This is a genomic window from Pelosinus fermentans JBW45 (assembly GCF_000271665.2).
GTDB lineage: Bacteria > Bacillota > Negativicutes > DSM-13327 > DSM-13327 > Pelosinus > Pelosinus baikalensis.
Genome location: NZ_CP010978.1, coordinates 5,061,570 through 5,082,996, shown reverse-complemented (window position 1 = coordinate 5,082,996; position 21,427 = coordinate 5,061,570). Strand labels below are relative to the sequence as shown.

The window sequence follows — 21,427 nt, the reverse complement described above, 5'->3', positions numbered from 1 at the left end:
GAAAGGCTGGAGGTAGGAATGAAACGAATTGAAAGTGTAATGATGGTTGTAAAAACATTATGTGAAGAACAATATCGTATAGATGGAATGGTATCGGGTGTTTCTACTGACCAGGTAGCCATGGAGCTTAGTATTTTAAGACCAAATGCTTCTGGTGACTTAAATGCGTTGGTAAAAGCAGGGAAGTTAGAAAAACTGGAAGGTAAACCAGTGCTATATAAAACTCTGGATAGTGAAGCCGATGAAGAGGATGCAACGGAGAAATCTGTATTAGATGCTATTATTGGTGCGGATAAAAGTCTTAAGAATGCGGTTAAGCAAGCAAAAGCGGCGGTGAGATACCCGCCATTAGGGCTGCATACCTTACTATTGGGGGAGACTGGTGTTGGTAAATCCATGTTTGCCGAGACTATTTTTCATTATGCGCAGGATATAGGTCGGTTACATGATAATGCTCCCTTCGTTGCTTTTAATTGCGCCGATTATGCTCATAATCCCCAATTGTTATTAGCTCAGCTTTTTGGAGCAAAGAAGGGAAGCTATACAGGGGCAGAACGGGATCGGGTAGGTTTAGTAGAAAAAGCAAATGGCGGTATTTTATTTTTAGACGAGGTTCATCGATTGTCGCCAGAGGGTCAGGAAATGCTGTTCTATCTGATTGATAAAGGATTATTTCGCAGCATGGGAGAGGTTGAGGAGTATAGAAAGGTAGAAATACTCATTATCTGTGCTACCACAGAAAATGCGGATTCTACTTTGCTCAGGACCTTTACTCGGCGTATTCCCATGATTATTAAACTCCCAGTTATCAGGGAACGAACGATAGGAGAGCGGTGGGAATTAATTAAAACCTTTTTTAAACAAGAGGTACAATGTATTCATGTTCCCATTCGGGTATCGCCAAATGCATTAAAAGCCTTTCTGCTATATGATTGTCCCAATAACATCGGACAATTAAAGAGTGATATTAAACTTAGCTGCGCCAGAGCCTTTTTAGATTATGTAGGAAATAAGGATGAAAATTTGAAAGTCAGCAGTGAGGAACTGCCCGAATATATTCTAAAAGGGTTTGTAAAATACAAGGAGCATCGGGATGACCTTGATATTCTTGGTTTAACAGAAGATATTATTTTTCAAGTTACAGATGGAAAGCAAATTAATGTCAAATATAAAGATACTATAAGTATTTATGAAGTTTTAGAGCAGAAAATTCAAAACCTTAGAATGAAAGGAATGAGCGAGAAAAATATCCAGCTGATTATGGGACTGGATATTGATACCTATATTAAGCAGTATATGGCCAAGTTCCGCAAAGACAATTTGGAAGCGTTATATAAAATTGTTGATAAAAAAGTAGTAGATATAACCCAGAGGTTTCTAAGGTATGCTAGTAATAAAATTGGTAAAAAATTTAGTGATAAAATTTTATTTGGTATGTCGATACATATCTCCAGTACACTGGAAAGAATTCGGGAAGGGAAGGAAATTTCAAATCCCAATCTCGCAGAAATCCAGAAATCCTATAGTAAAGAGTTTGCGGCTGCCATGCATTTTAGCATTTTATTAAAGAACAGCTTTGATATACAAATACCTCTTGATGAAATTGGATTTATTACCATGTTTATTGTATTAGATGAATATGTGGGCAAAGAATATCCTGGCAGGGTTGGCGTGATTGTTGCCATGCATGGCGTTAGTACTGCTACTTCTATGGTGGAAGTTGCCAATCGGCTATTAGGGGAAAGCCATGCAGTGGGATATGACATGCCTTTAGAGAAAAAGACGGAAACGGCCTTGGCGGAAATTACGCAGCTGGTAGAGGACAACAATGAAGGACAAGGTGTCATCATGCTGGTTGACATGGGATCGTTAGTGATGTTTGGCCATATGATTTATGAAAATACAGCCATTCCCATAAAAACCATAGAGATGGCTAGTACGCCAATGGTGCTGGAAGCAGCACGAAAGTCTTTAATGCGAGTTCCTTTAGATGACATCTATTATGCCGTGACCAATCTTAGTCCCTATATTGGCCGTATATACGGAAATACTTCGGATATTAATAATTATTTTAAAGATAACGTAATCGTTGTAGCCTGTATTACGGGTAAAGGTACTGCTATCAAATTAAAGGAAATTATTGAAGGCTTACTATTGGAAAAAGACAGAAAAATCGATATTATTCCCCTGGAAATTGCTAGTATGAATGATTTCACTGCAAAAGTAAAGAAAATAAAACGAGAGAAAAATTTAATAGCAGTGGTAAGCAGCATTAAACCCCAGGATGGCACAGTGCAATATCTTTCCCCAAAACAATTGCTGGAAGGTAAGCTTGACATTGTATTATCAGAGCTTTTCCCTAATATGATTGTAGAGGTTCCTTGTGCTAGTTGTTCTGATCAAAGCAGAAGCTGTAATTCTGTTGATTTGGAATCGGATGTGGAGAAAGTTCCAGACGGCTTGGCAGCGCCCTTTGCATTAGATCGGTTAGCCTTTATGAAAAATGTTATCAATGAACATACCAGCCTTGATGGCGAAGAATTCATGGAAGTCTTTGCGCTGTTTTATTTAGAGCTTGCAAAACATAACTTCATCATTAGTGAAGATGCAAGTATTGGTTTGATTCTACATCTTGCTTGTGCAATTGAAAAATTATTGTCAGGAGAAGTGATTGGTTCTTCTAATCGCTGTAAAAGGGTAGATTGGCATAAAGATGAGAAGAGCCATGCCATTGTAGGGGCAGCTTTGCGGCCAATTGAAGAAAGGCTGCATGTTACATTGCCTGATAATGAATATTGCAATATCGTGGATCTTATGCATTACATGTAGGTGCAGTAAAATAACTCAGAATGTGTGGCTGTGCTCTAATAGTAAAAACGCAAGATAAACAAGGCGAGAAGAATAAAAAGGAGTGTTATTTGTTGGAAAGAGTTATTCAATTTCTCGAAAGACACCTCCTTCCAGTTGTAAGAATCATTGCGGAGCAGCGACATTTGCAAGCCTTACGGGATGGGATTGTTTCCACGGTTCCCCTATTATTGATTGGATCATCTTTTTTAATTTGTGCATTTCCGCCCATACCTTATCTTGCCAGATTGGTAGATCCTTATGTTAGTGCTTTATTGGCCGTTGTGAATGCTACTTTTGGCATTATGGGACTGGTTGCCTCTTTTTCAATCGCCTATTCTTTGGCGGCTTATTACGCCATTGATGCTCTCTCTTCTGGATTGCTGAGTGTTTCTGCATTTATTCTTGCTTCGCCTTTCACGAAGGAGGGGCATATTGATTCAGGATTAATGGGGAGTAAAGGATTATTTGTTGCCATGATTATCGGGCTTTTAGTTGTAGAAGTTCAGCGTTTCATGATTAAAAAGAACATTATTATTAAAATGCCCGAAGGTGTCCCTCTCTCTGTAGGGCGCTCTTTTGCAGTCTTACTGCCCGGCGTTGTGATTTTAGTCAGTATCTTTATCATCAATGTAATGCTAGCAAAAATAGGGGAAGGATCGATCCCGGAAGTGATTAATCGAGTGGTTACAGCTCCCCTCTTACATCTTGGAGGTACATTGCCTGCCGTGTTAATCGCTGTGTTTGCCATTCAACTGTTATGGTGTTTTGGAATTCATGGACAAGCTTTAGTGGGAACAGGTGTTATGGCTCCGATTTGGTTAGCCTTTACACAGCAAAATGCGGTGGCAAAAATGGCTGGTGAAGCGGTTCCCAATATTATTTGCCAGCAATTTATTGATGTCTTTATCTTAATTGGTGGTTCTGGTACCACTCTTGCATTAGCAGTATTATTGTTTACGACAGTAAAATCCAATCAATTAAAAGCATTGGGGAGAACGTCCCTTTTACCAGGAATTTTCAACATTAATGAACCGATTATTTTTGGCATGCCAATTGTAATGAATCCAATCATGATTATTCCTTTTATTGTGGCTCCATTACTATGTATAATAACAACCTATTTATTTATGACCTCAGGATTTGTTGACAAGCCTTATGCCCTAGCGCCTTGGACGACCCCGGCCTTTGTCAGTGGTTTCTTAGTTACGGGGGACTGGAAAGGAACTGCACTACAAGTATTGAATTTTATCATTTCCGGCATTATTTATTATCCTTTCCTAAAAATATGGGATGAAAATAAGGTAAAAGAAGAACAAGAGAAAATCAGCGCTGAGCAAATGAATAACCAGCTACCCCAGGAGTGAAACCGCTTTTTATGGTGGATTTGCCGCAGATGAAGAAGCAGGCACACGCAATACAAGCAATACAAGGAGGACGAGATGAATATTTTACTGGTATGTTCATCAGGCATGTCGACAGGTCTCTTAGTGGATAAAATGCGTATGGAGGGAGAGAACCGTAATATTCAAGATCTAAAGATTGTCGCTTGCTCCGTTGATGAAATAGAGAAATATATCAGCAACTGCGATGTAGTGCTGGTTGCGCCACAAATTCGTTATAAAGAAAAATATATTTATGCGTTAGCGATGTCAAAAAATAAAGGGTATGCTATTATTGATGGGGTGCATTATGGACTTGTAGACGGGAATAAAATACTGGATCAAGCCTTTGGACTAATGAGGAAGTGACGGGATTTTGAGAGGTGTAATGTGGACAAAGAGCAAATTGTATTTACCATCATTCTACATGCAGGCAATGCACGCAGTTATTGCTTTGAAGCTCTAGCGTTAGCTCGCGAGGGGAAACATACAGAAGCATCAGCGCGCCTTGGTAAGGCTACCCAGGAACTAAAAAAAGCACATAGTATGCAATTTGATTTATTACAAGCCGAAGCAAATGGTGAAAAACAAGAAATGAGTTTATTATTAATTCATGCCCAGGATCATCTAATGAACGCATCCTTAGCGAAAGATTTAATTAAAGAGCTGATTAGTATGGTGCGTGAAAAACAGCTTAGCTCTGTAGGGATGAATAACGTGGAGCAGGGAGAATGAACAATGAAAATCAAAGGCATTGAGACTAGACTTGTGATAAATGCACAAGAATAATTGATATTGCTATGAATATCTCACAATGGCTTTCTGTTGACTGACCTGTAAGAGTCTGTTATTCTAAAAAAAACAATATAATTCCTACAAGGAATTGGTAGTCAATGGAGACTGAAAGATCATGTATAGGAAGCATGATTTTCAGTCTCTTTTGTACGAGTAAAGGACATCGTGTTTTGCTTGCAAAAAAGAACTAGGGTTTCGCCGTTTCTGTAGTATGGCAAAAATCCAAATTTTCTAATGTGGATAAGGAGGTAGTAAGGTGAAAGAATATGGTTTATTTATTAATGGCGAATGGAAAGTAACAGATGAAAAGATTGGTGTCGTGAGTAAAGCAACAGGCAGTGAGGTTGCCTTGATTTCCGTGGCCGGTGAGGCAGAAGTAAAGGACGCGGTGGATGCTGCTGAAAAGGCATTTAAAACAATACATATAGAGCCATATCGGCGTTATGAAATATTGATGAAAGCTAGCCGAATTCTCATGGAGAAGCAGAAACAAATGGCAGAATTTCTTGTACAAGAAGTGGGGAAACCCATCAAAGAAGCAATGGCTGAAGTGGCGCGGGCAGAACAAACACTGATTCTTTCTGCTGAAGAAGCAAAGCGGATGACTGGTGAAATGGTACCGTTGGAGGGAGCACCCGGCTGCGATAATCGCTGGGCTTTTACGATGCGGATTCCTGTAGGGGTTGTTTGTGCCATTACACCATTTAATTTTCCTCTTAATTTAGCCTGTCATAAGATCGGTCCGGCTCTCGCCGCTGGAAATTCAGTGGTGTACAAACCCGCTACCGTGACTCCTTTATCGGCAGTGCTGTTATGCGAAATTTTTGCAGAAGCAGGGTTGCCTGATGGCTATCTCAATTTGTTGACAGGGTCGGGTGCCAAACTTGGCAAACTGTTGACCGAAGAACAGCGAATTGGTTTTTACAGCTTTACTGGAAGCCCTGCTGTCGGGAAGACTTTGTTGCAAAATGCAGGGTTTCGCCGTGTAGCCCTTGAGTTAGGATCAAACTCGGCAAATATTGTCCATCACGATGCGGATATTAAACTGACGGCAGGATTGTGCGTTAAACATGCCTTTGCAAATGCAGGTCAAGTTTGCATATCCTGCCAGAGAGTGTATGTTCATCGCAGTGCCTATAAAGAATTCTGCGATGAGGCAGCAATACACACAGCCCAATTAGTTATGGGTGATCCATTTGATCCTGCTACGGACATTGGCCCTATGATCAGTGGAGCTGAAGCAATCAGAGCAGAAGAATGGGTAAATGAGGCGATCTCTCAAGGAGCCAGAGTACTGGCAGGCGGCAAACGCCGCGGAACTTGGTTTGAACCTACCATTTTAACCGATGTGCAGCATGGTATGAATATTGTGAGTATGGAAGCCTTTGCACCTGTTTTTTCCATTGTACCTTATGATGAGATTGAGGAAGCCATTGATTTGGTGAATGCTTCTATATATGGACTGCAAGCAGGTGTATTTACGAATTCTCTAGAGCTTGCCAGACTATGCGCTATGAAAATTGAGACTGGCGGGGTTATCTTCAATGATGGGGCGACCTTCAGGACGGATAACATGCCTTATGGCGGTATTAAGGAAAGCGGTATTGGCCGAGAAGGTCCACAGTATGCAGTGAAAGAAATGACAGAAGAGAAATTAATCGTTTTCAAATTTTAGTAAATTGAAAGTTTTCAAATTGATAGGAGGATACCAGTTATGATCAGCTGCCGGGAAATAATGAATTTACCTTCTCTAACCAAGCTTACTCTTGTGGCTGGAAAGTCAGGTTTGGATCGATTGGTGCGTTGGGTCCATTTTATTGATCTGCCTGACGTGATTCCCTGGGTGCAGGGCGGAGAACTCCTGATTATCACTGGTATCGGCTTGAATGGTGATGAAAATAAGCTCAAAGAGATAGTGCAAGGAATTATAAAGAAGAAGCTGGCTGGGCTGATTATTAATATTGGTCCTTATATCAAAGCGGTCCCTGTTGAGGTTATCAATTTAGCAGACCAAGAGAACTTTCCTATTTTTGAACTTCCCTGGGAAGTAAAACTCATTGAGGTAACGCGGGAAATATGCGGTCATATTGTCATGAAGCAAACAGAGCAGCGCTCCATAAAAGATTTTTTGGAGCAACTGCTGCTTTGTCCTCTGGAGAACCCTGAAGTATTAATTCAGCGGGCGGCTTATTACGGCTATGACTTGGCAAAACCTCACCAGGTAGCGATCTTAAGTCCAGACTGTTTGGCTGCATTTTTGCAGACGCAAAAGGCAAGAGGCGAAAAAGCCTTAGTAGCTCTTAAGGTACGTTTTGAACAAATTGTCCATGAGGTTTTGACGGCACAAGGCAGAAAAATTCTGCAAATGCTATGGGCAGATGATATTGTTCTCTTAGTGCCCTATGAGGATGAAAGTACAGGGGGACATCAAAACATTAGGATTTTAACTCAGATATTGGAAAAACTTGCAGTTAAAATGCCAGGCTTAGGAGTTACTGTTGGTTTAGGCGGCAGATTTGAAAGTTTGCAAGCTGCTAGACAAGGTTATCTCCAGGCCGTTAAGGTTCTGCGCTTTGCTAAATTAAAGAAGGTTTCTCGGTCTATATATGCTTATGAACAGCTAGGAATCTATAAACTGCTATTTGAGATTGAGCCTGAGAAACTAGTAATGTATTATCAGGACGTAATTGAACCCCTTAATGCATATGATGGTAAACATCACATGGATATGGTTTCTAGCTTGTTTGTATATTTTGAAGAAAATTGTAATGCTGTAAAAACAGCTAAACGACTGTATGTGCACCGTAATACTCTTGATTATCGTTTGAAAAAAATTGAGGAAATCACTGGAAGGAGTTTAGATGACCCTTATGATCGCCTGACGCTGCAGCTAGGGGTTATTGTGGGAAAACTGCTGACGAGTGAGATTTTTCCTAACGTATTGCGAGAATAAAAGAGTAAGCCGCTCTAAGTACCCGTTTTTAAAGAAAAGGGTCTTAGAGCGGCTTATTTTTAACTCCATTTTTATATCTCAAATCAGCTCAGATAGATCTTACTATAATTCAGCTGACTTTTTCCTGTCATAATATGTTTTTATATAATTTACAAAAGCATGTACTGCGGATAGTTCTAATGATGAGTTTCGATACAACATCCATGTTCTTCGCAAAACTGGCGTACCGTCACGCCAATGTAACTCTTGGGTGTAGAGGGAGTCATGTTCTTTTAATCCAATGAAGGGTAAGATTGCCCAGCCGAGACCGTGGAGGACCATTTGCCGACAGGTATCCATACTATCAACTTCCATCGTTATATTGGGAGGACAGGGAAAGATTTCAAGCCACCAATTTTCTAGCATTTCGCGTAAAGAGGAGTCTGTTCCATAGTTAATTCGCGGGAGATGGGGCAGATCGTGAAATTTGATCACATTTCGTGAAGTAAGACAAATATGTTCTTCCTGCAGCATATGTTTTTCTTCAGGCCAGAAAGGGTCTCCACGTAAAATTGCTACGGCAAATTCATCTTTTTGTAACATTTTATTTATTCGGGAACTTAAACCAGTTTTTAAGGAGATATCCACATCTGGATAGGATTCAAGGAATCCTTTTAATATCTCGGGTAGTTCATAATGGGCGAAGATTGCGGAAGTCCCGATGCGCAGTGTTCCTTGTATTTTGTTTTCCATATTCTGAATGTGTTCTTTAGCTGATGTTAACTGTGTTAACATCTTCAGCGCATAGTTCAATAAATACTCGCCTTGATGAGTAAATACAACTCCTGTAGTATTGCGTAATACGATTTTCGCTCCGAATTCTTTTTCCAGATTCTTTAGCCGATAACTAAGAGCAGGCTGTGAAATATAGAGTCTCTCAGCAGCCTTAGTAATATTTTTTTCTTCGGAAATCGTTCGTAACATTAGCCAATCTTTATTGTCCATAGTCATTACCTCTTATCTTTCGGTCCATAAATTTTTTTTATGGATTTTAATAAAATATCAATATTAGATTTATTAAAATCATTATAGTACAATTTTATTGAAATTAAAAGATTCAGAAGATAATGAAAATACCTGATTTGTTAGGTGTTTTTATAATAAAGCTGGAGGTGTCTTATGCTAATGAATATACAGCCTAGTCAAGCCGGTACAGTTGAATCAAATGATATCTTAATTATCCTTAATCCTGCCGAGACCGGCAGCGGGATTAAGATTGATTTGACAAGCCCGGTATTGAAAAAATATGGAAGTCAAATAAAAATTGTTATTCAGGAAGTGTTAAATGGACAAGGAATTGTGGATGCCCATGTGTCAGCAAATGACAGAGGAGCATTGGATTGTACGATTCGAGCCCGTATGATGACAGCAATTGATAGGGCAAAATTAGGAGAGGAGGTGCAAGGATGAAATTACGCAGAACAATGATGTTTGTACCAGGCAATAATCCAGGAATGCTAATAAATGCTGGTATTTATGGTGCTGATACCATTATCTTTGATTTAGAGGATTCAGTAGCAATTAGTGAGAAAGATGCTGCTCGCCATTTGGTATATAACGCTATGAAATCCATTAAATATCCTTGCGAAGTGGCGGTACGGATTAACCATATTAGTACTCCTTTTGGATATAAAGATTTAGAAACTATTTTGCCAGTAAAACCTGACTTGATACGCCTGCCTAAAGCGGAAACAGCTGCTGATATTGAGGAAATTGATGTTATCATAACTGCTGCCGAAATAAAACATGGATTCGCTTCCGGTAGTATAAAAATGATGGCAGCCATTGAAACAGCAAGAGGTGTACGTAATGCCTATGAGATTGCTGCCGCGAGCCCGCGGATGGTGGCAATTGCTATCGGTGGAGAAGATTTTTTAGCGGATTTGCAAACGTCTCGGACAAAAGATGGCAAAGAATTTCACTCAGCTAGGGGACAATTGATCTTAGCAGCACGGGAAGCAGGGATTCATGCCATTGACACGGTGTTTGGTGATGTGAGTAATGAGGAGGATTTTATTGCTGAAACCATTCGCATCAAAGAAATGGGGTTCGATGGTAAATCTGTAGTGAATCCGCGGCAAATCAATATTGTACACCAGATCTATATGCCTACCACAAAAGAAGTAGAGCATGCTGAAAGAGTCATTGCCGCATATAAAGAGTCCCTGGATCGTAAGTCGGGCGTAGTATCTTTAAACGGTAAGATGATCGATGTTCCTGTTGTAAAGAGGGCAGAAAGAGCCCTTGCATATGCGAATGCTGCGGGTAGGAACAATAGGAGGGCAAATTTGTGATTAATGCAATAGGTAGAGAAATACCAGAAAATATAGCAGGAATAAAAAATATAAAACCCTATAGTGGTCCTTTTGCGTATACACCTGCCGGTCGATTGACAGGTCCTACCATTATTTTGAATAAACCTCGTTCAGAGAAAGTCCTAAAGTCAATCGAACAAGCAATTGATGCAACTGGTTTAAAAGATGGTATGACAATTTCTTTTCACCATCATTTTCGTAATGGAGATTATGTTCTCAACATGGTAGTTGCTGCTATAGCTAGAAAAGGTATCAGAGATCTTACTTTGGCTCCTAGTTCATTAAATAATATCAATGAAGAAATTATTCCGTACATTGAGCAGGGAGTCATAACGGCTATTGAAACTAGCGGTGCCAGGGGGAAGTTGGGTAAACTTTTGACCAACGGTAAAATGAAAAAGACGACCATTATTCGTTCTCATGGTGGGCGGGCAAGGGCGATTGAATGCGGTGAACTTCATATCGATGTGGCTTTCCTTGGAGCACCAGCTTGCGATACGTATGGCAATATGAATGGCGTAGAAGGAAAATCAGCCTGCGGTTCTCTAGGTTATGCAATGGTAGATGCGGCTTATGCGGATAAAGTTGTTGCTATTACCGATCATTTAGTACCATACCCTCTCTACCCCGTTAGCATTCCTCAAACTCAGGTAGATTATATCGTGCCTGTGGAAGCAATTGGTGATCCCAAAGGCATTGCATCAGGTGCCCTTAGGATTAGTAAAGATCCGAGAGAATTATTGATCGCTCAATATGCTACTACAGCTATCGAATACTCTGGTTATTTTAACCAAGACTATTCGATTCAGTTAGGCAGTGGTGGAGCATCCTTAGCAGCAGCTCAATTTTTAAAAGAAAAAATGAAGCAGCAAGGTATTACCGCAAGTTTCGGTTTGGGTGGCGTAACAGCACCCTTTATTGAAATGTTGGATGAAGGTTTAATAAAGGCTATCTATGATGTACAGGATTTTGATATTCCATCCATACAATCGATGAAGAAAAACGCTAATCATCAAGAGATGTCAGCCTCTTTTTATGCCAATCCTCATAACCGCGGTCCAATTGTGAATCAGCTTGATGTGGTTATTTTGAGTGCTACAGAAGTGGATGTAGACTTTAATGTCAACGTAATCACTGACTCAAATGGTGTCATTATGGGGGCGGTAGGTGGGCATCAGGATACAGCGGCAGGGGCTGCTCTGTCTATAGTGGTAGCACCATTGTTACGCGGCCGTTTGCCAATGGTTATTGATCAGGTTCATACCGTTTGTACACCTGGAGAGACTGTTGATATTATTGTTACTGAGCGTGGCGTGGCTGTCAATCCTCGACGTAAAGACTTACGAGATAACTTAAGGGAAGCTAATATTCCCTTAATGGATATAGAAGAGTTAAGAGATATTGCTTATGAATTTGCTGGTAAGCCTGATCCTATTCTGGTAAGTGATGAAGTGGCTGCTGCTGTTGAATATCGGGATGGTACGTTAATTGATGTCATTCGTAAGCCTTTGTAATTGTAAATTAGGGTGGAATTGAGAAAAGGAGTGCAATATTGTATGGGACAAAATTTGTTTAAAAAAATTATATCCGCCCACTTACTGTCGGGCACTATGGAGCCAGGCAGTGAAGTAGGGATACGTATAGATCAAACACTTACGCAGGATGCTTTAGGCACTATGGCCTATCTTCAATTTGAGGCTATGGGTGTTCCTGTGGTTACAACTAAATCGGTATCCTATGTTGATCATAATACGCTGCAAGATGGTTTTGAAAATGCAGATGATCATCGGTATTTGCAGACTGTTGCTGATAAACATGGTATTAAATACTCTAAAGCTGGTAATGGAATATGCCATCAAGTACATTTGGAGCGTTTTAGCCGCCCAGGGGATACGCTTATTGGTTCTGACAGTCATACGCCAACCTGTGGAGCAGTAGGTATGGTTGCTATGGGAGTTGGTGGTATGGACGTTGCAGTAGCTATGGCGGGTGGACCTTTCTATCTTACGTATCCCAAAATCCTTCGAGTAAATCTAAAAGAGAAGCTTAAGCCTTGGTGTGCGGCTAAGGACATTATATTAGAATTACTTAAAATTCTTACGACAAAAGGGAATGTGGGAACCGTTATTGAGTATGGAGGAGATGGACTAGAAAGTCTAACAGTTCCAGAACGGGCTACCATTACGAATATGGGGGCAGAACTTGGAGTGACGACCTCTCTATTTCCTAGTGATGAAATGACCAGAGCATTTTTTAAAGCACAAGCCAGAGAAGAGGAGTGGCAGGAATTACAGCCGGATAGAGATGCGGAATATGATAGGATCATTGAGCTTGATTTATCCGAAATTGTGCCCAATATCGCCTGTCCCCATTCACCGGATAATGTTCGGACCGTAAAGGAAGTAGCCGGGCTGGAAGTTCAGCAGGTTTTGGTGGGCAGTTGTACCAATTCTTCCTATCGGGACTTGATGATGGTAGCTGCTATGCTAAAAGGGCGAAAAGTTCATCCTAATGTGAGCTTCGGAATTGCTCCAGGCAGTAAGCAAGTGCTATCCATGATTGCTCAAAATGGTGCCCTACAAGATATGATTGCTGCGGGGGCGCGTATTTTAGAATCTACCTGCGGTTTTTGCGTAGGCTGCGGTCAAGCACCTCAGACTAAAGGCGTGTCACTGCGGAGTAATAATCGTAATTTTGAAGGCAGGAGCGGTACTAAAGACGGTCAAGTATATTTAGTTAGTCCCGAAACATGTGTGGCAGCAGCTCTTACCGGCAAAGTTACCGATCCCAGGGTCTTGGGCTTAGAGTATCCCAATATTGTTTTGCCTGAGGTCTATGAGATTGATGATAGTATGGTTATTCAGCCTTCCAAAGATCAGATCGTGGCAGTGTTCCGTGGTCCCAATATAGGTGAACCACCGAAAAATTCACCTATGCCTGAGCAGCTTGCTGCAAAAGTCGCCATTAAAGTGGAGGATAAGATTACTACTGACCATATTATGCCGGCGGGACCGTATTTAAAATATCGTTCCAATGTTCCTAAATATGCTAATTATGTGTTTTATCATGTCGATCCTGAGTTTGCAGTTAAATGTGCCCATAACAAAGAGCAAGGCCTAGCTTCAGTGATTGTGGCAGGTCTCAGTTATGGTCAAGGTTCATCGCGAGAACATGCTGCCTTATGTCCTATGTATTTGGGAGTTCGGGTTTTATTGGCCAAGAGTGTAGAGCGCATTCATGGTGCAAACTTAACTAATTTTGGTATTCTGCAGCTTACTTTTGCTGATGATGCTGATTATGAACGGATTCAGACTGGTGACGAATTGGTTGTTGATAATATGCAGCAGGCGATAATGCAAGATAAAGTTTGGGTGCGCAATGTAACTCAGGGGTATGCGTTTGAAACAAACTGTACTCTTACAAGAAGACAGAGAGAAATTGTTCTCTGTGGTGGATTGCTGAATTATACTGCAAAATGAAAAGAATAGATTTGTTATAGCAGAGCAGGAAAAATAGATGGAATGAGTAAAACACTTTCCCAGTTGATTAGGAGTAGAACCAGAAAACAGGAGGGAAGAAAGATGGAGGAGTATGTAAAAATACCCGCAGTTATTATGCGCGGCGGAACGAGTAAAGGTGCTTATTTGATGATGGAAGACTTACCGGAAGATCCGGTACTGCGAGACAAGGTTATTCTTGCTATTTATGGGAGTCCAGATGCTAGGCAAATCAACGGAATAGGTGGCGCTGATCCTCTTACAAGTAAAGTAGCGCTCATAGCACGATCCAATCGGGAAAACGTAGATGTGGACTACACTTTTGGCTATGTGGGAATTAAAGATGCGGTTGTAGATTATGAAGGTAATTGTGGCAATATGTCTTCAGGTGTCGGTCCTTTTGCTATTCAGAAAGGTTTGGTGGTAATCGAAGAACCTATCACCAAGGTGAGAATTTACAACACCAATACAAAAAAAATAATTGAAGCTGAGATTCCGGTAAAAGACGGCGAAGTCATTACAGAAGGTGATTATTCCATTGATGGGGTGCCGGGAACTGGTGCGAGAATAACTCTGAATTTTCTGAATTCTGGCGGATCTAAGACTGGAAAATTACTGCCCACAGGTAATGTGGTTGATGAAATCATATTGAGGAATGGTAATCTAATTCGGGTAAGCATTGTGGATGCTGCCAATCCTTCCATTTTTGTCAAAGCCGAAGATATTGGTCTAACAGGTTTGGAGATGCCTAAAGACACGGAAAATAATCCTGATATTTTAGAAGTTATGGAAGACATCAGGACAACTGCGGCAGTTATGATGGGATTATCTTTGACAAAAGAAAAGACGGGACCTGCTGTTCCCAAAGTGGCTTTTGTAAGCAGTCCGAAGGATTATGTAGCTCTAAATGGATCTAAGGTAAAAGCTGATGATATTGATTTGGTTGCCAGAACAAAAGCTCTGACAGTGATGCATAAGGCTTATGCTGTGACTGGCGGTATCTGTGTGGCAGCAGCTGCATTGATTCAGGGTACGGTAGTAAATGAGATCGTCAGTAGTCAAGCCAAGGCAAGTGGTATCGTAAGACTTGGTCATCCTTCAGGTACCTTAGATTTTGAAATCAGCCTGGAGAAAATGTTAAATGGAGGATGGAATCTGTCAAAAGCCGGAGTAAGCCGTACTGCAAAACCGATTATGGATGGACATGTATATGTTTCGCGCCGTATTTTTAATCCACAATAGTTGAGATAATTAATATGATGATAGGAGAAAAAGGATGAACTCAAAACTGATAAAAGGTTTGATTTGTTTAGGAGTTCCTGGGATTGTTCTACTATGTCCTACACCCGTTGGGTTAAAGCTTTGGGCTTGGCAGCTTTTTGCAGTATATCTTGGTGCAGTGCTTGGACTTATTTTAAGACCTGTAAAAGAACCAATCGTTTTAATTACAGCAATGGGTGTCGTATCAGTATGTTTTAACCAGACTAAAGTGGCTTTAGCAGCATTTGGTGAAACAACACCATGGCTGGTATTCTCTGCATTTATTATCGGACAATGTTTTGTGGAAACGGGGTTAGGCAGTCGAATTGCATATCTTTTAATAGATAAGTTCGGCAAGTCTAGTTTGCGACTAGGGTATATAGCCGCTCTCTCGGACTTGATATTGTCACCAGCAATCCCATCAAATACTGCCAGATCAGGCGGGTTGGTCTATCCAATCTTTCAAAGTCTAGCACTCACTCTTAATTCCCGTCCTGATGATGGAACTGAGCGGCGGATTGGTTCTTATTTAATGGTCTTGATGTATCAGAATAGTTTGATCACTGGGACGATGTTTATCACTGCTGGAGCCATTATGCCGCTGATGATTAAATTGACCAATGATATTATGCATGCCGATATTTCCTGGATTCAATGGGCAGTAGCAATGTCGGTGCCGGGTTTACTCTGCTTATTGTTAGCTCCTTATGTGGTTTATAAAATTTATCCTCCTGAGCTTAAAGAAGTTGATAATAAAACTGTTGCACAAGAGGGGTATAAAAGAATAGGAGCAATGAGCCAACAAGAAAAGACCTTGGCAGTACTATTTGTGTTTGCTATCATCGGTTGGGCAACAGGAACAATTACTAAAATTGATTCTACAGCAGTTGCCTTAGCTTTACTGTCTTTGAGCTTGCTTTCGGGTGTAATATCATGGGAAAAAGTATTAGCAAGTAAGAGCGCATGGAGTACATTTATCTGGTATGGGGGAATTATTTCATTAGCAAATGGGTTGAATAAAGCCGGATTCTTTGTATGGTTGGGGAATTTATTTTCAGCGCATTTAGATTTTACTGGCGTCAATAGCATAGTGATACTTGGTGGTTTAATTTTTATTACCATTATTGTTCGTTACTTATTTGCATCAACGATTGCTTTTGTTGTCACTTTCATTCCTGTAATTTATACATTAGGAGCTGTAGCGAATGTGCCTGCTCTCCCACTGCTATTAATGACAGCGGCTTCAGCGCAAATTGCAAGTTTGATGACCCACTACGGCAACGCGGTAGGTACTGTTTTATATGGTGCCGGCTACGTGCCACAAGGGATATGGTGGAAGGTTGGACATCTTGTAATGGCTATTTCAATGGCCATTTACTTTATTATTGGTCTCTCGTGGTGGAAATATTTAGGTATTTGGTAGAGCCGTTAATACGAATTAGCAAATGATTTACAGTAGTAAATCGTTTGCTAATTATTCTATACAGTAAGATTTTTTACAATTTATATAAATATCATGTAAATAGGAATAGCAAGTATAGCAAAGAGTGTTGTTATAGTGACTAATACTGCAGCATATTCTGAATCGGCTTCGTATACCTTTGCGAGTATTGTAGTCTGAGTCATGGATGGTAAGGCCGCTTGAATAACGAACACTTTTTTCATTAATTCTGGAATGGGGATAAAAGAGGCAACTAGTAGTACTGCAATTGGGGAGATAATAAACCTTCCTAGTAATACGGCAATAACATCATTGCTAAATTTAATTGTATTTAATTTGACTCCGTATATCGCGATTCCAATAAAAAGCATGGACAACGGAGTTGTCATATTACCTAAATATTTGCAAGTATTCATTATGAAATTGGGTACGGGAATTTTTAAGAGGATCAGCATAACTGCGAGCATAAATCCAATAAATGGCGGTGAAAATACTCTTTTAATAGTAGCGATACTAATTATTTTAGAGGGAGCTGCCTTACCGTCCAAACTGATGGAGTAGTTTCCAATTGTCCAGAAAAGAAAAGCATTTGCAAGAAAATATACAAGTACATAAGGTATGCTACTCTCTCCCATTAGAGCTAGGTTTACTGGGACTCCTATAAAAAGAGAACTTGAGCAGAAAAAGGCCGATCGAAAAGTACCTTTCCGGTTAGTCGCTAAATCAAGAAGGTTAGAGATTAGAACGCTAATCATGAAGCTTATGATCATTGAAAGAACAGGAACGATGATTCCACTAAACAGGGTTATAAAATGTTCCTTGTTAAAAGTATTGAGTAGATTCCAAAGCATGTAAGTTGGCAAGGAAACGTAGGTAACCAATTTAGGGAGTAGTTTTGAGTTTTCTTGAGTAAACCACCCTTTGCCAGTAAGTATGTATCCTAATGAAACCATAATAATAATGCTAATTAGTCCTTCAACTGCGTGTAAAAATACCATAGTTACCTCCTACGTTTGCTACGTTATAATCATGTAATTTGTCATAGATATTGCTTTGATTTTTTTAAAGGGTGTTTCTTTATCAGTCAGAAATACACTATTAGGTAAAATTTGGGCTTTGAGGGAAGGGTACTTTACCTTTGTATTTATCAAAGTCAGCTTGGTTTAAAGCATCCTTGCAAGTAAGTTTTCTCCGAAATTCACAGTAGGAAAGTAAAGAATCTTTAAGTCGATCGATTATAAAGGGTTTACATATGTAATCAAATATTCCGTGACGTAAGGCCCATTTGATTGTAGTACTATTAGTTATCGCAGTAATTATAATAAAATCAATTGGTAGATCCTCTTTTCTAGTAAATGTTATCAACTCTACGTTACTAAGATCTGGCACACAATCATTAATGATTACTAAATCAGGTTTTTTTCTGTTTAATAATTCGAAAACCTCACTCCGATTTATGCCAATCCCAACTACTTCGAAGCCGCTTATCTCATCAATATTAGCATCTATAATTTCAAGACCTACAATTAATACCTTAATATCAGCCATAGTTGCTATCCCCCAATAGGCTCGTGTTTTCTTATTGTTCTTACTTGTCTTTTAATTAAGAGCCATTAGATAGAATAATGAGGCTCTTTATTCAAATAAATCAATCTCCTTTTGACATTCATTAACCTTTCTTATATTATAGCAAGATAAAATATATACGAAAAATATTAAAAAAGTTTCTTATCTATATGAAAAAAATATGTCAAGAGTAGGGGATATGTATGGATATAAAGCAGCTTAAGTATTTTCTGACTATCGCTGAAGAGGGGCAAATCACAAGGGCTGCCAAACGGCTACATATGGCTCAGCCTCCATTAAGTCAACAACTTAAAGTATTGGAAGAAGATTTAGGCGTAAATTTAGTAGAACGAGAAAGCCGTGGAATTGTATTGACGGAAGCAGGTCATTTGCTGTATAAGCGGGCAGCACACATGTTGGAGCTTCTAAAGGCAACTAGGAAAGAACTAAAAGAGATAGATGAAGGACGTAGTGGAACTCTATCAATTGGTGCGGTTGCATCTTCAGGTACGACGTTCTTGCCGATTAAAATTGTTAGCTTCCATGAGCGCTATCCCCATGTAAATTTTAACCTGCGAGAAGGTGATACAAATAAAATACTGGAGTTGCTGAATACTGGAGTTATTGAAATTGGCATTGTAAGAACTATCTTTGATCCGAAAACGTATCATTCAGTGAGTCTGCCCGAGGAGCCTATGGTCGTTGCTATGTGCCATGAGTGGAACTGTAACAAAGAGAAGTTTCAGATAAATGTGGAGGAACTCGCAAATAAGCCATTATTACTGCATCGGAGTAATGAGAACATGATTGTAGAGTGTTGTCAGCAAAATGGCTTTGAGCCACAAATTTTCTGTAGGGGAGATGATGTTAGATCCCTACTCGTATGGGCAGATGCAGGACTGGGCATGGCTATTGTTCCCAAATCAGCAGTAGGTCTTGTTCCAAGCAATAAATTACTATATAAAGAAATAATTGATACTTCTTTAGAAATAAGAAAAGCAATTATTTGGCTACGAAATCGTTATCTATCGGCCAGCACCAGAAACTTTATAGAGATGATACTTTCAGACTTATCCTAAGAAGTTTCGTCGAATAAGAGTATCTTACATAATTTACTCATTATTAAGAATTCGGGTTGAAAACTAAAGGGGGACGTAATATGAGCCTTAAAATTATATATCGGATCCTTTGCTTACAAGAGGTACTGGAAAGTTAAGTATGATTATTGCTGTTCCAGTATTGGAAGAAGGTAAACTTGTAAAAATAATAACGGGTAATGTCTCTTTGCAACGGATTAGTGATTTAATTAAAGAGATTAAATTCAAAGAAAATGGATTTGCCACTCTGATTGATGATTCAGGAATGATAATTGCTCATGGAAAAAGACCAGAATTAAATGGTAAGTTGAACATTTCTACAAAGAAGCTTGATCCTGAGCTTCAGGTAGAAAATACCGGAGTGGATGATCATTACAAACAACTTTTTGAAGATGCTAAAAGTGGCAGCAAGACTTCTGGACTTTATACGGATCTAGATGGAATCAGAAATATTGATCAAATCGCAGTAGGAAGTCAAGAGTTGGTTAAATCAATACAAAGCATTGATTGTGAAAGTAAGACGAATGCTGCCGAAACTCTCAATGTTTCAGCAGTAAGTGAAGAACAGTTAGCTTCTATGGAGGAAATTGCTTCTGCTAGTCAAGTATCTCATCCAATATAGGTGAGGGGAGCTTTTTAAGATAAACGTGAAAAGATCACAAAAAGGCATAGCATATTCTGTGACCTGCTCACATAGACGCAGGTGACATCTGGTGGTAGTATTCATATATAAACCAAATGTGAATGATGTATTTAGCAATGGCGCTGAATGTATATCTGACGAGATATATTCAGTGCCTTAATTTTAAATACTAGGGGGATTTACAATGAGTATTGCAGAAACCAAAACAGAAAAATTGATTCAGAGAAAAAACAATGCCGTTGCAAGGGGAATTGCCAATTCTACAGGTATTTTTGTAGAGAAAGCCAGCGGAGCGGTGATTACCGATGTAGAAGGAAGAGAATTTCTTGATTTTTATGCAGGTGTAGGGGTTTTAAATGTTGGGCATTGCCCAGAACCTGTGGTGAAGACCATACAAAAACAAGCAGAGCAATTACTTCATTCGTTCTTTGCTATCGCTATGTATGAACCATATGTAGAGTTGGCAGAAAAAATGAATTCCTTGATGCCGGGCGGGTCTTTGAAAAAGACCATGTTTGCCAACAGTGGTGCGGAAGCCGTGGAAAATGCGGTCAAAATTGCTCGCCATGCTACAAAAAGAACAGGAATTATTTCTTTCGAAGGCGCATTCCATGGGCGTACATTTATGACCATGAGTCTTACTAGCAAGGTGAAGCCCTATAAATATGGTTTTGGACCTTTTGCCCCAGAAACTTACAAGGTACCTTCCGCTTACTGTTATCGCTGTCATTATCGTTCCACTTATCCAGGCTGTGGTATGCACTGTCTAGAAAATTTTGAACGGTTTTTTACGGCGGAAATTGATGCGGAGCATATTGCCGCTATGATTATTGAACCGGTGCAGGGCGAAGGTGGTTTTATTGTACCGCCGCCAGAATTCTTGCCAGGTCTTAAGGCGATTTGTGAAAGTAAAGGAATCTTGTTTATTGCAGATGAGGTACAAACAGGGTTCGGCCGTACTGGAAAAATGTTTGCCATTGAAAACTGGGGAGTGGAACCTGACATAATGACTACGGCAAAATCCATTGCTGCCGGTATGCCTCTCAGTGCTATTACTGGAAAGGCTGAATACATGGATGCACCTGATGCTGGAAATATTGGCGGGACCTATGGTGGAAATCCCTTAGCTTGTGCGGCTGGTTTAGAAACCATAAAGTTTATTGAGGATAACAACCTCTGTAGTCGGGCTGCACAAATAGGCAGCACAACGATGAAGAGACTGAAAGCATTGCAGGAAAGATGCACTGTTGTTGGTGATGTGAGAGGCGTCGGTGCGATGATTGGGATTGAGCTGGTTAAAGATCGGCAAACGAAAGAACCAGCCAAGGAAATTACGAGTAAGGTTGTGAAATATTGTCTGGAGCAAGGGGTAATGTTAATCAGTGCTGGAATTTTTAGTAACGTAATTCGTTTATTGATCCCTCTAGTGGTTACGGATGAACAGCTGGATCGTGGACTTACTGTTTTAGAGCAAAGTATCTTAAAGGCGGCGAAAGAAGGCTAGTATAACAGCATATTTGCAAGCAAAGGCGCTTGTCGGCAACTGGTAAGGTTGTTGATGAGCGCCTTTTTATATAAAAAAAGGAGGCGAA

The 21,427-nt window shown here is 40.0% G+C and carries 18 protein-coding genes; 15 read left to right on the top strand and 3 right to left on the bottom strand.

From position 1 onward, the window contains the following. The first annotated feature begins 18 nt into the window (after window positions 1–18). From JBW_RS22430 to JBW_RS22405, 6 genes are all read left to right on the top strand, one after another. Entirely contained in the window at window positions 19–2,829 is a 2,811-nt protein-coding gene (locus tag JBW_RS22430) for a sigma-54-dependent transcriptional regulator (protein ID WP_007955135.1), read from the top strand. Between the two features lie 92 nt (window positions 2,830–2,921). Further along, entirely contained in the window at window positions 2,922–4,214 is a 1,293-nt protein-coding gene (locus JBW_RS22425; RefSeq protein ID WP_007955137.1) for a PTS sugar transporter subunit IIC, read from the top strand. Window positions 4,215–4,289: 75 nt separating this feature from the next. Beyond that, window positions 4,290–4,598: a PTS sugar transporter subunit IIB gene (locus tag JBW_RS22420; RefSeq protein ID WP_007955141.1), complete on the top strand. Its 309-nt coding sequence runs from the start codon at window positions 4,290–4,292 to the stop codon at window positions 4,596–4,598. Between the two features lie 21 nt (window positions 4,599–4,619). Continuing rightward, window positions 4,620–4,964 carry a PTS lactose/cellobiose transporter subunit IIA gene (locus JBW_RS22415; RefSeq protein ID WP_007955143.1) on the top strand — a complete coding sequence of 115 codons (345 nt, stop codon included), beginning with the start codon at window positions 4,620–4,622 and terminating at the stop codon, window positions 4,962–4,964. A gap of 316 nt (window positions 4,965–5,280) precedes the next feature. Beyond that, window positions 5,281–6,699 carry an aldehyde dehydrogenase family protein gene (locus JBW_RS22410; protein WP_045820647.1) on the top strand — a complete coding sequence of 473 codons (1,419 nt, stop codon included), beginning with the start codon at window positions 5,281–5,283 and terminating at the stop codon, window positions 6,697–6,699. A gap of 39 nt (window positions 6,700–6,738) precedes the next feature. Continuing rightward, a complete protein-coding gene (locus JBW_RS22405; protein ID WP_007955145.1) occupies window positions 6,739–7,977 on the top strand; it encodes a PucR family transcriptional regulator in 1,239 nt (412 codons plus the stop codon). A 102-nt stretch (window positions 7,978–8,079) separates the two neighbouring features. On the opposite strand, the gene JBW_RS22400 is transcribed toward JBW_RS22405, so the two are convergent. Continuing rightward, a complete protein-coding gene (locus JBW_RS22400; RefSeq protein WP_007955147.1) occupies window positions 8,080–8,961 on the bottom strand; it encodes a LysR family transcriptional regulator in 882 nt (293 codons plus the stop codon). A gap of 174 nt (window positions 8,962–9,135) precedes the next feature. Here JBW_RS22400 and citD point away from each other — a divergent pair, with 174 nt between their 5' ends. From citD to JBW_RS22370, 6 genes are all read left to right on the top strand, one after another. Further along, complete coding sequence (gene citD / locus JBW_RS22395) at window positions 9,136–9,426, top strand: citrate lyase acyl carrier protein (RefSeq protein ID WP_007955148.1); 291 nt, start codon at window positions 9,136–9,138, stop codon at window positions 9,424–9,426. Then, window positions 9,423–10,310 carry an aldolase/citrate lyase family protein gene (locus JBW_RS22390; RefSeq protein WP_007955150.1) on the top strand — a complete coding sequence of 296 codons (888 nt, stop codon included), beginning with the start codon at window positions 9,423–9,425 and terminating at the stop codon, window positions 10,308–10,310. The genes citD and JBW_RS22390 overlap by 4 nt, the downstream gene beginning before the upstream one ends. Beyond that, window positions 10,307–11,845 carry a citrate lyase subunit alpha gene (gene citF, locus JBW_RS22385; RefSeq protein ID WP_007955152.1) on the top strand — a complete coding sequence of 513 codons (1,539 nt, stop codon included), beginning with the start codon at window positions 10,307–10,309 and terminating at the stop codon, window positions 11,843–11,845. The genes JBW_RS22390 and citF overlap by 4 nt, the downstream gene beginning before the upstream one ends. Window positions 11,846–11,887: 42 nt before the next feature. Beyond that, a complete protein-coding gene (locus tag JBW_RS22380; protein ID WP_007955153.1) occupies window positions 11,888–13,810 on the top strand; it encodes an aconitate hydratase in 1,923 nt (640 codons plus the stop codon). Between the two features lie 102 nt (window positions 13,811–13,912). Continuing rightward, window positions 13,913–15,070 carry a 2-methylaconitate cis-trans isomerase PrpF family protein gene (locus JBW_RS22375; RefSeq protein ID WP_007955155.1) on the top strand — a complete coding sequence of 386 codons (1,158 nt, stop codon included), beginning with the start codon at window positions 13,913–13,915 and terminating at the stop codon, window positions 15,068–15,070. A 34-nt stretch (window positions 15,071–15,104) separates the two neighbouring features. After that, window positions 15,105–16,511 carry a DASS family sodium-coupled anion symporter gene (locus JBW_RS22370; RefSeq protein ID WP_007955156.1) on the top strand — a complete coding sequence of 469 codons (1,407 nt, stop codon included), beginning with the start codon at window positions 15,105–15,107 and terminating at the stop codon, window positions 16,509–16,511. A gap of 80 nt (window positions 16,512–16,591) precedes the next feature. Here JBW_RS22370 and JBW_RS22365 read toward each other — a convergent pair whose 3' ends face one another. Continuing rightward, window positions 16,592–17,527 (bottom strand): AEC family transporter, encoded by a 936-nt coding sequence (locus JBW_RS22365; protein ID WP_007955157.1) that lies wholly within the window; start codon window positions 17,525–17,527, stop codon window positions 16,592–16,594. A 100-nt stretch (window positions 17,528–17,627) separates the two neighbouring features. Continuing rightward, window positions 17,628–18,077, bottom strand: coding sequence for a response regulator (locus JBW_RS22360; protein ID WP_007955158.1), 450 nt, complete (start codon window positions 18,075–18,077; stop codon window positions 17,628–17,630). A gap of 221 nt (window positions 18,078–18,298) precedes the next feature. Between JBW_RS22360 and JBW_RS22355 the strand changes: the two genes are divergently transcribed. The 3 genes from JBW_RS22355 (at window position 18,299) to gabT (ending at window position 21,339) form a co-directional block, all read left to right on the top strand. After that, window positions 18,299–19,174 carry a LysR family transcriptional regulator gene (locus JBW_RS22355; RefSeq protein WP_007955159.1) on the top strand — a complete coding sequence of 292 codons (876 nt, stop codon included), beginning with the start codon at window positions 18,299–18,301 and terminating at the stop codon, window positions 19,172–19,174. A gap of 139 nt (window positions 19,175–19,313) precedes the next feature. Beyond that, on the top strand, window positions 19,314–19,814 hold the full coding sequence (locus tag JBW_RS22350; protein WP_007955160.1) for a hypothetical protein: 501 nt from the start codon (window positions 19,314–19,316) through the stop codon (window positions 19,812–19,814). 205 nt (window positions 19,815–20,019) lie between these two features. After that, window positions 20,020–21,339: a 4-aminobutyrate--2-oxoglutarate transaminase gene (gabT, locus tag JBW_RS22345; RefSeq protein ID WP_007955161.1), complete on the top strand. Its 1,320-nt coding sequence runs from the start codon at window positions 20,020–20,022 to the stop codon at window positions 21,337–21,339. Window positions 21,340–21,427: the final 88 nt, after the last annotated feature.